The organism is Arthrobacter sp. CAN_A2, assembly GCF_015752045.1.
Lineage (GTDB): Bacteria > Actinomycetota > Actinomycetes > Actinomycetales > Micrococcaceae > Arthrobacter_D.
In genome coordinates, this window is record NZ_JADOUS010000001.1 from 54274 (window position 1) to 70287 (window position 16014).

The 16014-nt window shown below is 68.8% G+C and carries 13 protein-coding genes; 4 read left to right on the forward strand and 9 right to left on the reverse strand.

The features are described 5' to 3' along the window. Positions 1-27: 27 nt before the first annotated feature. Positions 28-168 (reverse strand): hypothetical protein, encoded by a 141-nt coding sequence (locus tag IWX63_RS00240; protein WP_199276159.1) that lies wholly within the window; start codon positions 166-168, stop codon positions 28-30. A gap of 207 nt (positions 169-375) precedes the next feature. On the opposite strand from IWX63_RS00240, the gene IWX63_RS00245 reads away from it, so the two are divergent. Together IWX63_RS00245 and IWX63_RS00250 are read left to right on the forward strand one after the other, a co-directional pair. Beyond that, on the forward strand, positions 376-1410 hold the full coding sequence (locus IWX63_RS00245) for a hypothetical protein (RefSeq protein WP_199276160.1): 1035 nt from the start codon (positions 376-378) through the stop codon (positions 1408-1410). 288 nt (positions 1411-1698) lie between these two features. Beyond that, entirely contained in the window at positions 1699-3276 is a 1578-nt protein-coding gene (locus tag IWX63_RS00250; protein ID WP_199276161.1) for a putative bifunctional diguanylate cyclase/phosphodiesterase, read from the forward strand. Between the two features lie 119 nt (positions 3277-3395). Here the strand turns inward: IWX63_RS00250 and IWX63_RS00255 are convergent, their stop codons facing one another. After that, positions 3396-4502 (reverse strand): branched-chain amino acid aminotransferase, encoded by a 1107-nt coding sequence (locus tag IWX63_RS00255; RefSeq protein WP_199276162.1) that lies wholly within the window; start codon positions 4500-4502, stop codon positions 3396-3398. A 97-nt stretch (positions 4503-4599) separates the two neighbouring features. Beyond that, positions 4600-5652, reverse strand: a complete 1053-nt coding sequence (locus IWX63_RS00260) for a 3-isopropylmalate dehydrogenase (RefSeq protein ID WP_199276163.1) — start codon at positions 5650-5652, stop codon at positions 4600-4602. Positions 5653-5754: 102 nt separating this feature from the next. On the opposite strand from IWX63_RS00260, the gene IWX63_RS00265 reads away from it, so the two are divergent. Continuing rightward, positions 5755-7473: a sensor histidine kinase gene (locus tag IWX63_RS00265; RefSeq protein ID WP_199276164.1), complete on the forward strand. Its 1719-nt coding sequence runs from the start codon at positions 5755-5757 to the stop codon at positions 7471-7473. A 30-nt stretch (positions 7474-7503) separates the two neighbouring features. Beyond that, complete coding sequence (locus tag IWX63_RS00270; protein WP_199276165.1) at positions 7504-8043, forward strand: hypothetical protein; 540 nt, start codon at positions 7504-7506, stop codon at positions 8041-8043. Positions 8044-8085: 42 nt separating this feature from the next. Here the strand turns inward: IWX63_RS00270 and metG are convergent, their stop codons facing one another. The 6 genes from metG to IWX63_RS00300 all read right to left on the reverse strand — a co-directional run bounded on the left by metG (position 8086) and on the right by IWX63_RS00300 (position 15889). Next, the gene (gene metG / locus IWX63_RS00275) at positions 8086-9660 is read right to left on the reverse strand and encodes a methionine--tRNA ligase (RefSeq protein ID WP_199276166.1); all 1575 of its coding nucleotides are present in this window, start codon (positions 9658-9660) and stop codon (positions 8086-8088) included. Positions 9661-9727: 67 nt separating this feature from the next. After that, positions 9728-10657: an acetamidase/formamidase family protein gene (locus tag IWX63_RS00280; RefSeq protein ID WP_199276167.1), complete on the reverse strand. Its 930-nt coding sequence runs from the start codon at positions 10655-10657 to the stop codon at positions 9728-9730. A 26-nt stretch (positions 10658-10683) separates the two neighbouring features. Next, positions 10684-12273: a phosphoglycerate dehydrogenase gene (serA, locus tag IWX63_RS00285; protein ID WP_199276168.1), complete on the reverse strand. Its 1590-nt coding sequence runs from the start codon at positions 12271-12273 to the stop codon at positions 10684-10686. A 139-nt stretch (positions 12274-12412) separates the two neighbouring features. Next, positions 12413-13438 carry a ketol-acid reductoisomerase gene (gene ilvC / locus IWX63_RS00290; RefSeq protein ID WP_199276169.1) on the reverse strand — a complete coding sequence of 342 codons (1026 nt, stop codon included), beginning with the start codon at positions 13436-13438 and terminating at the stop codon, positions 12413-12415. A 55-nt stretch (positions 13439-13493) separates the two neighbouring features. Then, the gene (gene ilvN, locus IWX63_RS00295; RefSeq protein WP_199276170.1) at positions 13494-14006 is read right to left on the reverse strand and encodes an acetolactate synthase small subunit; all 513 of its coding nucleotides are present in this window, start codon (positions 14004-14006) and stop codon (positions 13494-13496) included. 2 nt (positions 14007-14008) lie between these two features. After that, a complete protein-coding gene (locus IWX63_RS00300; protein ID WP_199276171.1) occupies positions 14009-15889 on the reverse strand; it encodes an acetolactate synthase large subunit in 1881 nt (626 codons plus the stop codon). Positions 15890-16014 lie beyond the last annotated feature (125 nt).

Consider the following 16014-nt stretch of genomic DNA (forward strand, 5'->3'; position numbering starts at 1 on the left):
ACAAGCCGCTTCGAGCGGCCGAGTGGCTCAGTAGGGCCAGTTGCCCACGCGGTCGAGGATGGAGACGGACGATCCCGTGCTTGCTTTGGCCGGAGCAGCATTGGCCGCAGCAGCTCCTCCAGTGACGAGGAGCGTTGCGAGGAGGAGTGCGGAAGTGATGCGCTTCATTGTGTTGGTCCTTTGGACGTGATGGACAGTGGTGATGGAGTACCGCTCTTATATCATGGGCGGCTCAATAAATATCGTAAGCCACACCAGCCACTTTAGTAACAGCCTCCTCCGTTTTCTTTTATTTTTCTCTGCACTCATGGCTCAGCGGTGCGCAAACCCAGATAATGAACTGAGCCGTCTAGTAGATCGAGAGCGTGAGAATCGATGACATTGCAGGAGCCGCGGGCACAGCGATTGATGCTCGAACTCCAAGCGCGGGACGCTTGGAATCACCGGGACTATCAAGGAGCGCAGAGTCTCGCCGAGGCGCTGGCCGCATCGGCAGTCGCCAGCAACGACGCCGCGGACTACTGGAATGCCACTTTCTTGGTCGCTGAATGTCTGCGGAAACAGGGTGAGATGGGCAAGTCGCAACTACTCGCCGACGAGCTCGCACAGCACCCCCTTACTCAGGAGTCCGACGCCCTACGTGCACGGGTGCTGACGCTTGCAGCCTTCGCCCTTCAGGGCAGCGGAGACTTAAGGCTGGCTGCGCTTTCTGCTCGTTCCGCGTTGGAGGCTGCTGCTGCCGCGGAACCGAATCAAGTTGCGATCAGGATAGAGGCGCAGAACGCGCTCATCGCCGCCTTGGCCGAGAGCGGCAAATTGGAGGAGGCATGGATAGAGTGCCTCGTGCTCGCGGAGCTTTTGTCAACGGAACCGGGCAGCCAGACCAATGGGTTGGGTTACTGGGCCATAGGCAACGTGGCGTTCCTTCTCAAGCACATCACCGAGGGCGTGGCCTATCACCAGCTAGCGGCCAAGAACCTCTCCCCTACTAATGACCTGGATCTTTGGGCACGATTCAATCGAGCCTCAGCATCCTTGCGTTTGACCGCCGGAGTCGTAGAACCCGAGACCCTCGAGTGCATCGAACGGGCGGAGCTTGCAAGCTCAATTGTCGGCGGGACCGAGAGGGACAGGCTCGAACTCAGCCTCACGCGGGGCCAATGGCTGGTCCTGACCGGCCAGTTCGACGCGGCTATCGACCAGTTGAGGGGCGTCCTCGACCTCAAACACCTCCTTGCGTCCCACACTGCCGCGGAGGCCCACCTGTTTCTTGGACAAGCCCTGTCCGGGAGAAGTCGCAATGAGGAGGCTGTGTCCAGTCTGGAGGCCAGCGAAGGCCTGTTCCTTCAGTCAGGCGCAGAAGACAGGGCTTCTTCCGCCCGAGCGCTGATCGAGTCCATCAAACGCTGAACCCGGGGCAGGCAACTTCAGTGCACGCTGTCAAGGTGAATTAAGTTCCTATGCGTATGCATGATCTTCTGCGTCGCAGGCGTAGACTGATAAACAGACCCCGGCCGGGTCGGGCGTTTTCCCCCATTACTCCCATCCCGACCGGGGTTCCTTCGTCCCCGGACCATGGCGCCGACGTCAGGGCGTGGACCGCCGCGACCGGCGCAACGCATCCCGGACGCCCACAACGCGCCGCCCCGACAGGCGCCTCACCGTGTGAGGCGCCTGTCGGAATGTACTCTGGGATCGATGAGCGCTGACCAGAAGGACCCCCGCCTCGCGATGCTCGTCGAGAGCATCGTCCGGCTGTCGCGTGGAGAACTGAGTAGCCGTATCGAGCCGTCGAGTGCCCGGGACGAGGTGGACGCCGTGATCACGGGCGTGAACCTGCTGGCCGAGGAACTGGAACAGGTCTACGAGCAGTTCGAGAAACGCGTCGAGAGCCGGACGGCCATGCTGCGGCAGGCACACCTCGACATGATGAAGATGGCGATGTCCGATGCCCTGACCGGTCTCGCCAATCGCGTCGCCCTCATGGACGGCATCGAAGAGGCGCTCAGCCAGGCGGCCGCTCACGACGCCGAGCCGCCGGCCCTCCTGCTCCTCGACCTCGACAGCTTCAAGAACGTCAATGACCGCTTCGGGCACGATGCGGGCGACCGCGTCCTCCGGGAAGTCGCGACCCGCCTCCTCGGCGTGGTCCGCGAGAGTGACCTGGTGGCGCGGCTCGGCGGAGACGAGTTCGCCATCCTGCTTCCCGGCGCCACCATGGAGATCGCCATGCAGGTAGCCCGCCGGGCGCTCGACGCGCTCGCCGAGCAGATCCGCCTCGACTCCCTGTACGTCCACTCGCGTGCGAGCATCGGCGTGCGCCTCGGCGCTGCCGGCCAGACGGCGGACGAACTCCTCCTGGACGCCGACACCGCCATGTATGCGGCCAAACGGGAGGGCCGCAGCATCATCAAGGTCTTCGAACCCGTGATGCTGTACTCGCGGCAGCTCCGCAGCCAGATGGCCACCGAACTCCGGGACGCGATCAGTTCCAACCAGCTCGTCCTGCACTATCAGCCCGTCGTCGAGCTCGCCACCAACCGGATCCTCGGCGTCGAGGTCCTGGTGCGCTGGCAGCACCCCCTCCGCGGGCTGATCCCGCCGGACACCTTCATCCCGCTCGCCGAGGAGATCGGCGTCATCCACGACCTGGACCGCTGGGTGATGTCCGCGTCGCTGCAGCAGCTCGCTGCCTGGCGCAGGGACTTCCCGCTCGACGAGGACTTCCAGTTGCGGGTGAACCTCTCCGCCGTCGAACTCAAGCAGCTCGACCTCGTCGACCACATCCGGGGCCTGCTCCGTGAGCTCGGGGTCCCGGCGCACAGCCTCGTCGTGGAGATCACCGAGACGGCGATCGTGACACGCGGGGAGGTCGAGATGTACTCGCTGCTGAGCCTGCAGCAGCTCGGCGTCGGGATCGAGATCGACGACTTCGGGACCGGCTATTCCTCCATCAGCTATCTGCGGGAACTGCCGGTCAGCATGGTCAAGGTGGACCGTTCGCTCCTCGTCGAGCTCAACACGAGGCCCGGTCAGCTCGAGTTCGTCGCAGCCATCCTGCAGCTCATCCGCGCAGCCGGCCTTGAGGCCGTCTTCGAAGGCATCGAGACCCGGGAACAGGCCGATCAGCTGAGGTCCATGGGGTGTGCCAGCGGGCAGGGGTACTACTTCAGCCGCCCGATGCCCGCGGACGAAGCCTCCGCGCTTCTCGCGACCACGCGGTACCTTCGGGTGGGCGAGGGCATCGACGGTTCCGAGACGGCTCCGTCACTCTGACTCCCCCGCGTCCTGACGTCCCCTGAGCGGTGACGGAACGACCCGGGCCCGGGAACGACCACGGCGCCCGTCCGCATCCCTCGCGGGGCGCAGCGGACGCCGTCGTATCCTCGCGGACGTCAGACCAGGCGCGTGAGCCAGCCGTGGGTGTCCTCGACGACACCGGTCTGGATACCGAGCAGCTGACTGCGGATGGACATGGTCACCTCGCCGGCGGTGGCTCCCTCGGCGCCGATGAACTCGTCGCCGTCGCGCAGCCGCCCGATGGGCGTGATGACGGCGGCCGTACCGCAGGCGAACACCTCGGTGATCTCACCGCTGGCAACGCCGTCGCGCCATTCGTCCAGCGTGATCTTGCGCTCGGTGACCTCCAGTCCCCGGTCCCGGCCGAGCTGGATGATCGAGGACCGCGTGACGCCCTCGAGGATGGTGCCGGAGAGGGCCGGGGTCACGATCGACCCGTCGCGGAACACGAAGAACACGTTCATGCCACCGAGTTCCTCGACGGCGTTGTCGTTGAACTGGTCGAGGAAGAGCACCTGCTTGCAGCCGTGCGCCTCGGCTTCGAGCTGGGCCGCGAGCGAGGAGGCGTAGTTGCCGCCGGCCTTCGCCGCTCCGGTGCCACCGCGTCCTGCCCGCGCGTAGTTGCGGGACACCCAGATGTCGACGGGCTTCACCTCACCGCCGAAGTAGTTCCCGGCAGGCGAGGCGATCACACGGTAGGACACCTCACGGGCCGGCCGGACGCCGAGGAACGCCTCCGTGGCGATCATGAAGGGACGGATGTAGAGGCTCTCGCCGTCGCCGGTCGGGATCCACTCCTGGTCGGCCGCGACGAGCTGGCGCAGGGATTCGAGGAAGAGCTCCTCCGGAAGCTGGGGCAGGGCGAGGCGGATCGCGGAGCGGTTCAGGCGCGCCGCGTTGGCGTCTGCGCGGAAGGTCCACACGGAGCCGTCCGCGTGGCGGTAGGCCTTCATGCCCTCGAAGATCTCCTGGCCGTAGTGCAGGACCGCGGCTGCCGGATCCAGGGCGATCGGTCCGTAGGGCTCCACGCGTGCGTCATGCCAGCCGCCGACGCCCGACGGGTCGACGCTGAAGTCGACGATCGCGGTGTGGTCGGTGAAGAAATTGCCGAAGCCGGGGTTCGCCAGCACCGCCTCCCGCTCCTCGGCCGACGCCCGTTGCATCGACAGATGCTGGGCGAAATGGGTATCGGTGGCTGTCATGGTTCCTCCGCGCTGGAACGGACTGCACGCGCGGCTCGGCCGCCGTCGTCCGTCGGTGATCAGTGCTCCGGCACTGGGTTAATGATGTGTAACCACCTTAGGACACGGCCGCGGCAATAGCATCGCCGACGGCGGAGGTGCTCCGAGCACCCGAGCGCGCAGCGATGTCCTCCTCGACAGCCCGCTCGATGCGCGCCGCGTGGTCGCCGAGGCCGAGGTGCTGCAGGAGGAGTGCCGCCGAGAGGATCGCGGCCGTGGGGTCCGCCAGCTGCCGGCCGGCGATGTCCGGCGCCGAGCCGTGCACCGGTTCGAACATGGACGGGGCGGTGCGGTCCATGTTGAGGTTCGCCGACGCAGCGAGTCCGATGCCGCCGGTCACCGCGGCCGCGAGATCGGTCACGATGTCCCCGAAGAGGTTGTCGGTGACGATCACGTCGAACCGGGACGGATCGGTCACGAGGAAGATCATCGCTGCGTCCACGTGCAGGTAGTCGTGGGCCACCTCCGGGAAATCGGCGGCGACGGCCTCCACGGTGCGCTTCCACAGGTGGCCCGCGTACACCAGGACGTTGTGCTTGTGCAGGAGCGTCAGCTTCTTCCGGCGCGCGGCGGCCCGCCGGAACGCATCCCGCACCACACGCTCGACGCCGTACGCGGTGTTGAGCGACACCTCGGTGGCCACCTCGTGCGGCGTCCCTCCGCGCAGCGTCCCGCCGTTGCCGGTGTAGGGGCCCTCGGTGCCCTCGCGCACGACCACGAAGTCGATCACGCCGGGCTCCGCCAGAGGACTGGGGACGCCCGGATACAGCCGCGAGGGCCGCAAGTTGACGAAGTGGTCCAGCGAGAAGCGGAGCTTCAGCAGGAGCTCGCGCTCGATCAGCCCCGACGGGATGCGGGTATCGCCCGGAGCTGCGCCCACCGCCCCGAAGAGTATGGCGTCATGGCCGCGCAGCCGGTCGAGCGTCTCCTCCGGCAGCGTCTCGCCCGTGGCCAGCCAGTGCTCGGCGCCGAGCGGATACTCGGTGAGGGCGAGGTCGACGTCGTGGCCGACCGCCGCACGCAGCACCTTGACCGCCTCTGCGGTCACTTCGGGCCCGATCCCGTCTCCGGGGATGACGGCGAGGTCGATACTGCGGGGTGCGTCAGTCATGATCCCAGCGTAGGAAAGCGCTTCGAGCGGCAACAATCCGTCCGCAGGGTGAGACAACTCCCGGCACCTCCTGTGCCGCCCTATATTGGGAGAATCGCAGTCGTGGCCGGAGAGGACGCCGTGGGGCAGGACGAAGCAGCAGGGAACGACGTGGGGGCGCTCGCCGTCGTCGCTTCCGCGTCCGCGCCGGACGGCGCGGCTGTGCACCGGGCGCTCATCGAGGGCGGGTACCGTGTGAGGACCGTCGCGACCGGCGCGTCCGTCCTCGACGAGGTCCTCGAAGCCACCCCGGACATCCTGCTGGTGGATCTGCCCACGGCCCTCGGCCACGCGGACGCCCTGGCCGGCGTCCATACCCGCCATCCGGCGCTCGCGTCCCTGCCCGTGATCCTCCTGCTCCCCGCGAGCTGGACCGGGGAGGTACCGGAGGCTATCGGACGGTACGTCTCCGACGTCGTCTTCCATCCCGTGCGCCCCGCCGAACTGCTGCACCGCGCCCACGCGGTGATCGCCCGACGTCGCCGCAACGGTGCGCGGCGGGCGTCCGCTGTCCGCATGAGGGAGGACATGCGGGGCATCTCCGCCCGTATCCGGGCCACGAACGACCCCGCCGTCATGGTCGACCACTTCCTCCCCGGCGTCGGACGTGCCCTCGGCGCGCACCACGTGGCCCTGCAGGTCTTCGACGACGATCGGGTGGCCGCCCACGGCAGCAGCTGGACCGACCCCGCCGAGGGCACGCGGATGCCCCTGGCTGCACCGGCGCGCGAGCACCAGGACGCCGCGCTCCCCCTTGCGCTGACCCTGTGGGAGGACAGCGCGACCGCCACCTTCAGCACCGGCCCCGGCGCCGTGCCCGACGCCGACGCCGTCCCGGCTCCGGGATGGCTGCGGGAGGGCGACGCCGGGCGACGCACCGTCCACGGCGTGGTCGCCGCACTCGGCGAGGGGGATACACCGTTCGGCCTCCTGTGGATCATGAGCGAGGAGCAGCCGCAGGCCTGGGCCGGCGTGGCAGGCGCCCTGACCCAGCACGTCCTCGGGAACCTCGCCCACGGACTGATCCAGGCCCAGCTCATCTCGCGCCAGCAGCAGGCGGTCCGGAAGCTGCAGGCGCTCAACCAGGCCAAGACGGACTTCGTCGGCACCGTGAACCACGAGCTGCGCACCCCGCTCGCGTCGATCGCCGGATACCTCGAGATGATCCTCGACGGCGTGGGCGGCGAGCTGCCGGCGGAGGCGAGCACCATGCTGCAGGCCGTCGGGCGCAACACCGCCAAACTGAGCCGGCTGATCGAGAACATCTCCGCGCTCTCCTCCCGGGAGTCCGAGGCGCCAGGACACGGGCCCGTGGACATCGTGCACCTCCTCTCGGAGCTCGCCGGCCGTGCGGCACAGCAGGCCTCCGCCGGCGGCATCGCCCTCGAATGCACGCTGCCGGATCACCCGGTGACGGTGTCCGGGGACCGCGGGCAGCTCTCGGCGGCCCTGGAGATCGTGCTGTCCAACGCCATCAAGTTCACGCGCGAGCAGGGCACCGTCTCGATCGGGCTGGCCCACGAACCGGACCACGGACGCGTGGTCGTCGTCGTGAGGGACACCGGCATCGGGATCCCGGCGGACGACGTGCCGCGCCTCTTCGACTCCTTCCACCGGGCCGCCAACGCGAACCATGCGCTGCCCGGCGCCGGCGTCGGGCTCTCCATCGCCAAGAAGACCTTCGAGGCGCACCGCGGGAGCATCACGGTCGAGTCCATCCTGGACGTCGGCACCGCCGTCGCGATCATGCTTCCGCTGCTGGATCACGCTGCCGTAGGGTGAGGTGCTGATCATCCGATGGAAGGAACGCCCATGACGAGCGCCACGAACGGCATCCCGGGGAACCGGTTGGACCCCGACACCCTCCTGCCGTACCTGGACCTCCATCTCGCCGGCGCGACCAACGGCGTCCGGCTGTTCAACGCGGCCCGGATCTCCTGGGCGAACACGCCGCACGAGGTGGAGTTCACCCGGTTGCGGAAGGAGATCAGCGAGGAGCGTTCCTACCTGAAGAAGCTGATCAAGGGCCTGGGACACCGCCCCAGCCGCATCAAGATGGGCTTCGCGCATGTCGCGTCCGTGGTCGCCGAGTTCGATCCGCTGAACCCCCTGCGCCGCAAGGCGACGGCCGGGGCGCAACTGGAACTCGAGGCCCTCCAGTCCCTGCTCCGGGGCAAGGAGGCGCTGTGGTCCACGCTCCTCGCTTTGCCGCCCGATGCTACGGCCGGCCCCAGGCACACCGGTTTCGACCGCGCGGCACTCGAGCGCCTGCTGACGGCGTCGAAGCGGCAGCAGGACACCGTGGCCCGCGTCATGACGGAGACCGCCCCGGCCCGCTTCCTGCTGCAGTAGCCCCTTCGGAGGCCGCAGCCCGGCCTTCGAAGGGACGGCCGGTCAGGCCGTGACGGGCTCCTCGTACTTGGGGAACACCGGGGTCGGCGCGGGGAGCACGGTTCCTGGCGCGATCCGCTCGTCCAGGGCGCCAAAGAGCCGCCGGGCGTCGTCCTCGGCCTCCCCCTGGCCGAGGGCCGTGAGGATCCGCCCCGCGCTGGTCGGCATGACCGGCTGGGCGAGGACGGCGACGACGCGGAGCACCTCGAGCGTCACGTACAGCACGGTGGCCATGCGTTCCGGATCGGTCTTCCGCAGCACCCACGGCTGCTGATCGGCGAAGTACGCGTTCGTCTCGCCGAGGACGGTCCAGACGGCCTCGAGGGCGCGGGAGAACTCCTGCTTCCCATATGCAGCGCGGCTGGTGTCGAGCAGGGCGTGCGCCCGGTCGAGGATCTCGGTGTCGGCGGGGGTGAACTCCCCGGGCTGCGGCACGGCGCCGCCGCAGTTCTTGGCGACCATCGACAGCGACCGCTGCGCGAGGTTCCCGAAGTTGTTGGCGAGATCGGAGTTCATGCGTCCCACCACGGCCTCGTGGCTGTAGGAGCCGTCCGCACCGAACGGCACCTCGCGGAGGAGGAAGAAGCGCACCTGGTCCAGGCCGTACTGGTCCACCCAGTCGGCCGGCGCCACGGTGTTGCCGAGGGACTTCGACATCTTCACGCCCTTGTTGTGCAGGAACCCGTGGATCATGACGCGCTTCGGTACCTCGAGCCCGGCGGACAGGAGGAACGCCGGCCAGTAGATGGCGTGGAAACGCGAGATGTCCTTGCCGATCACGTGGACGTCGGCGGGCCAGAACTTCCGGAAGCGCTCCGACTCGGTGTCGGGGAAACCGACGCCGGTCAGGTAGTTGGTGAGCGCGTCCACCCACACGTACATGACGTGCCGGGGATTACCGGGCACGGGGACGCCCCAGTCGAACGTGGTGCGGCTGATGGACAGGTCCTCGAGGCCGCGGCGCACGAACGAGATGACCTCGTTGAAGCGGGACTGGGGCGCCCCGAACTCCGGCTGCGCCTCGTACAGGTCCAGCAGTTTCTGCTGGTATGCCGAGAGCCGGAAGAAGTAGCTCTCCTCCTCGGTCCAGGTGACCTCCGTGTCGGTCTCCTTCGCGTACCGGACGCCGCCCTCGCGCACCTCGGTCTCGTCCTCGCCCCAGAACGACTCGTCGCGGACCGAGTACCAGCCGGCGTACTTGTCGAGGTAGATGTCGCCGTTGGCCTCCATCCGCTTCCAGATCTCGGTGGCTGCGGCGTAGTGGTCCTCGTCCGTGGTGCGGATGAACCGGTCGTAGGAGGTGCCGACGACGTCGTTCATGTCGCGGAACGCCTGCGCGTTGCGCGTGGCGAGCTCGCGGACCGGGACGCCCTCGCGGTCCGCGGCCTGCTGCATCTTCAATCCGTGCTCGTCGGTGCCCGTGAGGTACATGACGTCGTAACCGTCGAGGCGCTTGAAGCGTGCCATGGCGTCGACGGCGATCGTCTCGTAGGCGTGGCCGATGTGCGGCACGCCGTTCGGGTAGGAGATGGCCGTGGTGATGTAGAACGAGGGCTGCTCGTCGGCTGCGGGAGTCACCCTATGAAATTACCCCGCGCGGCCCGCATTTGCCCAAGCGCGGAGTGCGGGTACCTCGCAGGTGGCGTCAGGCGGTTCCGACGGCGTCGAGCCCCAGCACCGCGTGGACCCCCCAGGTCTGGTTGGCGATCTGCGTGACCCGGAGGTCGACGACGGCACTGGCCAGCGCCAGCGCGGCCTTCCGTTCCAGCCCGTGCAGCTGCTGCAGCCAGGTGAGCATGGCGCCGAGGGCCTCCGCCGTCGCCCGGTTGAGGTCGGCGTCGAAGCCGAAGGTGATGCGCGCGGTGGGGGTGACCGCGTGGATGCCGGGCACGGGTGGGTCGCGGAGGACGTCGACGGCGATCGTCGTCGTCATGCCGCACTCGATGGCCGTGCCGCCCACCTCGCCGTCGCCCTGGACCGCGTGCCCGTCGCCGAGGTGCAGCAGGGCACCGGGCACCGTCACGGGGAGGAAGAGGGTGGAGCCGGCGGTCAGTTCGCGGCAGTCGATGTTGCCGCCACCCGCGGCGCGCGGCGGGGTGGTCGAGTGCTCGCCCGGCTCCGACGGCGGCAGCCCCACCACGCCGAGGAACGGCGCCAGGCGGACGACGTGCCCGTACTGGTTCGTGCCCGTCCCGGCCTCCCGGTCGAGGTCCCAGAGCAGCCACGCCGGCTCCGTCCCCTCGAGGCCGAGGCTGCGCGCGAAGGCGTCGTCCCGCCGCCCGGCCACCGTCCAGCCCCAGTCCGCGGGTTCGAGCGCGTCGAAGCGCACCGCCAGCACATCGCCCGGCAGGGTCCCTGCGACGTCGACCGGCCCGGTGAGGGCATGACCGCGCCGGTCCGGGAAGCGGTAGGGCGTCACCGCTCCCGGCGTGGCCTGCCGCTCGAGATGGCCGAACGCGTCGAGCGACCCGACGATCACGCGGTCGCCGGGCTCGATCCGGAGCACGGGCCGGGTGTCCCGCGACAGGACCTGCGTGGCGGTCGCCTGAATCGCGGGGAGGTGGTGGGTGGTCATGCTCGTCCTCTCGTGGCTGCCGGCGCTCAGTCCTGCAGGTCCACTTCCCGGGCCACGGTGGCACCGATCTCCGTCCGGATGGCGTCCAGGACGTCCTGCGGCACCGCACTGTCCACGGTCAGGAGGGACAGCGCCTGGCCGCCCTCCTTGTTCCGGGCCACCTGCATGCCGGCGATGTTGATGTCCCGCTCGCCGAGGAGGCGGCCGAGGGCGCCGATCACGCCGGGCCGGTCGGTGTAGAGAAGCACGAGGAGGTGCTCGCTGATGGGGATCTCGAGGTCGTAGCCGTTGACGCCGACCAGCTTCTCCACCTGCTTGGGACCCGTGAGCGTGCCCGCCACGGAGATCTGGCTGCCGTCCGACAGCGCCCCGCGCAGGGTGAGCACGTTGCGGTACTCCTCGGACTCCGGCGTGGTGATCAGGCGCGAGGTGATGCCGCGCTGCTCGGCCAGGACCGGAGCATTCACGTAGGACACCTGCTCGGAGACGACGTCGGTGAAGACGCCCTTGAGGGCGGCGAGTTCCAGGGCCTTGACGTCGAGGGACGCGATCTCGCCCGCCACCTCGATGTCGATCTGCGTCAGGGAGGTGTGCGTGAGGGCCGTGAAGATCCGACCGAGCTTCTCCATGAGCGGGATGCCCGGGCGCACCGCCGGGTCGATCACGCCGCCGGCCACGTTGACGGCGTCGGGCACGAGCTCCCCGGCCAGGGCGAGCCGCACCGATTTCGCCACGGAGATCCCCGCCTTCTCCTGGGCCTCCTCCGTGGACGCCCCCAGGTGGGGGGTCACCACGACGCTGTCGTGCGCGAAGAAGGGGAGGTCGGTGCTGGGCTCCCTGACGAAGACGTCGACGCCGGCGCCGGCGATCTGCCCCTGCTCCAGCGCGGTGTGGAGGGCCTCCTCGTCGACGAGCCCGCCCCGGGCCACGTTGACCACGTAGGCGGTGTCCTTCATGAGCGCGAAGGCCTCGGCGCCGAGCATCCCGACGGTCTCGGGGGTCTTGGGCATGTGGATGGTGACGAAGTCCGCTTCGCGGAGCAGCTCCTCGAGGGTCACGAGGCGTACCCCGAGCTGGGCCGCGCGGGCGGAGGTCACGTAGGGGTCGTAGGCGAGGATCTGCGTGCCGAAGCCCTGCAGGCGCGCTGCGACGAGGGCGCCGATCCGGCCGAGGCCGATGATGCCGATGTTCTTCTCGTACAGCTCCGTGCCCGAGTACTTCGACCGCTTCCACTCCCCCGCCTTGAGCGCGGCGCTGGCCTGCGGGATGTTCCTCGCGAGGCTGAGGATGTGGCCGACGGTCAGCTCGGCGGCGGAGATGATGTTGGACGTCGGGGCGTTCACGACCATGACGCCGGCCTGCGTCGCGGCCTTGATGTCGACGTTGTCGAGGCCCACTCCCGCCCGGGCGATGACCTTCAGCTTCGGCGCGGCCCGGATGGCTTCCGCGTCCATCTGCGTCGCCGAGCGCACGAGCACGGCCTCGACGTCGGCCAGCGCGCCGAGGAGCTGGGAGCGGTCGGCGCCGTCGGTGCTGCGGATCTCGAAGTCGGGGCCCAGCGCTTCGACGGTGGCGGGCGAGAGTTCTTCGGCGATGAGGACGACGGGCTTGGTCACTGGGGGTTCCTTCGGGTGGGCGGGATCAGGCGGGTGCGGACGGGATGGACCGTGCTCGGAGGCGGACACACGTCCGGCAGGACACCTGCTCGTCGCTGAGCATCGAACACGTGTCCTGCCGGGAGCGGGGGTGGCGGCGCTAGCGCGCTACGGAGCCCTCGGTGTAGTCGTCGTTCGTCTTGATCCACGAGAAGAGCTTGCGGAGCTCGCGGCCCGTGCTCTCGATCGGGTGGTCCTGGCCCTTCTTCCGGAGTGCGGTGAACTCCGGCGCCCCGGCATCCTGGTCGTCGATGAACCGCTTGGCGAAGGCGCCGTTCTGGATGTCCGCGAGGACGGCCTTCATGTTCTCCTTCACCTCGGGCGTGATGACCCGGGGGCCGGAGACGTAGTCGCCGTACTCGGCGGTGTCGGAGACGCTCCACCGCTGCTTGGCGATGCCGCCCTCGACCATGAGGTCGACGATGAGCTTGAGTTCGTGCAGCACCTCGAAGTAGGCGACCTCAGGCTTGTAGCCGGCCTCGGTGAGGGTCTCGAAGCCGTACTGGATCAGCTGCGAGGCACCGCCGCACAGCACGGCCTGCTCGCCGAAGAGGTCCGTCTCGGTCTCCTCGGTGAAGGTGGTCTCGATGACGCCCGCACGGGTGCCGCCGATCGCCTTCGCGTAGGACAGCGCCAGGTCGCGGGCCTTGCCGGACGCATCCTGCTCGACGGCGATGAGGTCCGGAACGCCGCGCCCGGCCTCGAACTCGCGCCGGACGATGTGCCCGGGGCCCTTGGGCGCCACGAGGGCGACGTCGACGTCGGCCGGCGGCTGGATGTAGCCGTAGCGGATGTTGAAGCCGTGCCCGAAGAACAGGGCGTCGCCGGCCTGCAGGTTCGGCGCGATCTCGTCCTTGTACACGTGACGCTGCACCTGGTCCGGGGTGAGGACCATGATGAGGTCCGCCTCGGCGGTTGCCTCGGCCACGGAGAGGACCCGGAGGCCCTCGGCCTCGGCCTTGGCGCGCGACGCCGAGCCCTCCTTCAGTCCGACGCGCACGTCGACGCCGGAGTCCCGCAGGCTCAGTGCGTGGGCGTGGCCCTGGCTGCCGTAGCCGATGACGGCCACGGTGCGGCCCTGGATGATCGAAAGATCTGCATCGTCGTCATAGAACATCTCGGTCACGGGTGTTTTCTCCTTGGGGTGGGTGCTGCTGGAAAGATCTGGTGGGCTGCGGGGGTCAGGCGCTGCGCAGGGCGCGGTCGCTCATCGACTTGGCGCCGCGGCCGATCGCGAGCGTGCCGGACTGCACGATCTCGCGGATGCCGAACGGTTCGAGGACGGACAGGAGCGCCGAGAGCTTCTCGGCCGTGCCCGTCGCCTCGATGATCAGCGAGTCGATCGCCACGTCGACGACGGACGCGCGGAACAGGTCCGCGGCCTGGGTCACCTGGAGGCGCGTGGCGGCGTCGGCCCTGACCTTGATCAGGACGTGGTCGCGCTGCACCGACTGCTCGGTGGTGAGTTCGACGATCTTGATGACGTTGATGAGCTTGTTCAGCTGCTTGGTGACCTGCTCGAGGAGATCGCCCTCGGCCTCCACCACGACGGTGATGCGGGACATGCCCGTCACCTCGGTCGGTCCGACGGCGAGGGAGTTGATGTTGAACGCGCGCCGCGCGAACAGGCTGGCGACGCGGGTCAGGACGCCGGGGACGTCCTCGACGAGTACGGAAAGGGTATGGCGTGCCATGGTCAGTCCTCCTGTTCCCAGGTCGGGGTCATGTTGCGGGCGATCTGGATGAGGTCGTTGCTGACGCCCGAGGGCACCATCGGCCAGACCATGGAGTCCCGGCTGACCACGAAGTCGATGACGACGGGGCGGTCGTTGATCGCCAGCGCCTGCTCGATGGTGGCGTCGATGTCCTCGTCCCGCTCGCAGCGCAGGCCCACGCAGCCGTATGCGTCGGCGAGCTTCACGAAGTCGGGTACGCGGACGGTGTCATGGCCCGTGTTGAGGTCGGTGTTCGAGTAGCGGCCCTCGTAGAAGAGGGTCTGCCACTGGCGGACCATGCCGAGCGAGGAGTTGTTGATCACCGCGACCTTGATGGGGATGTTGTTGATGACGCAGGTGGCCAGTTCCTGGTTGGTCATCTGGAAGCAGCCGTCGCCGTCGATGGCCCAGACCACCCGGTCCGGGTTGCCCACCTTCGCGCCCATGGCCGCGGGGACGGAGTAGCCCATGGTGCCGAGGCCCCCGGAGTTCAGCCAGGCGTGCGGGCGCTCGTACTGGATGAACTGGGCGGCCCACATCTGGTGCTGGCCGACGCCGGAGACGAAGACGCCCTCGGGCCCGGTGAGCTCGCCGATGCGCTTGATGACCTGCTGCGGTGCCGACAGGCCGTCGTCGGGCTGCGTGAAGCCCACCGGGTAGGTCTCGCGCAGGTGGTCGATGGTCCTCCACCAGGCGGAGATGTCCGGGCGTTCCTGCGCGGCGAAGGACTCGCGGACGGCAGCCGTCAGTTCCGGGATGATCTCCTTCACCGAGCCGACGATCGGCACGTCGGCGGCACGGTTCTTGGAGATCTCGGCCGGGTCGATGTCGGCGTGGATCACCTTGGCGTGCGGCGCGAAGCTGGCGAGCACGCCGGTGACGCGGTCGTCGAAGCGCGCGCCGAGGGTGATCAGCAGGTCCGACTGCTGCAGCGCGGTGACGGCCGAGACCGAGCCGTGCATGCCCGGCATGCCGACGTGCTGCTGGTGGGAGTCGGGGAAGACGCCCCGGGCCATGAGGGTGGTGACCACGGGGGCGCCGACGAGTTCGGCGAGCTCGCGCAGTTCGAGGGAGGCATGCCCCTTGACCACGCCGCCGCCCACGTAGAAGACGGGCCGCTGTGATCCGCTGATCAGCCGCGCGGCCTCACGGACCTGCTTGGCATGGCCGCGCAGCACGGGCCGGTAGCCGGGGATGTCGACCCGGGGCGGCCAGGAGAAGGTCATCGACGCCTGCTGGGCGTCCTTGGCGATGTCCACGAGCACGGGGCCCGGACGTCCGGTCGTGGCGATGTGGAACGCCTCGGCGAGGACGCGGGGGATGTCCTGGGCAGCGGTGACGAGGTAGGAGTGCTTGGTGATCGGCATGGTGATGCCGACGATGTCCGCTTCCTGGAAGGCGTCCGAGCCGATGAAGGCGCTCGAGACCTGCCCGGTGATGGCGACCATGGGCACGGAGTCCATGTGCGCGTCCGCGATGGCGGTCACGAGGTTGGTGGCTCCGGGCCCCGAGGTCGCGATGCACACGCCGGGACGGCCGGTGACCATGGCGTAGCCCTGGGCGGCGTGACCGGCGCCCTGCTCGTGCCGGACGAGGATGTGCCGGAGCTTCGTGGATGCCAGAAGGGGATCGTAGGTGGGGAGGATGGCCCCGCCGGGAAGGCCGAAGACGTCGTCGACGCCGAGTTCCTCGAGGGAGCGGACGATCGCCGCCGACCCGAGCATCTCGGTGGGGGCCACGACCCGGTTGGGGCCGCGGACGGAGCTCGCCGGAACGACGGGCGCGGACTCACGCGCGGGTGCTGCGGGAGGTGCTGGCCTTGCTGCCAGCAGCGCTGGGCTGATGGGCGATCCCTTGGACATCTCAGACTTCCTTTGGAACGTTCGCTGCACTGCTGCAGCTGTGACTGCGGGCTTCCGCGCGCTCTTCCGTGCTGACAGGTCGTGTCAACAAAAAAACCCCTCAGCCTTGTGGGGCTCTGCGAGGG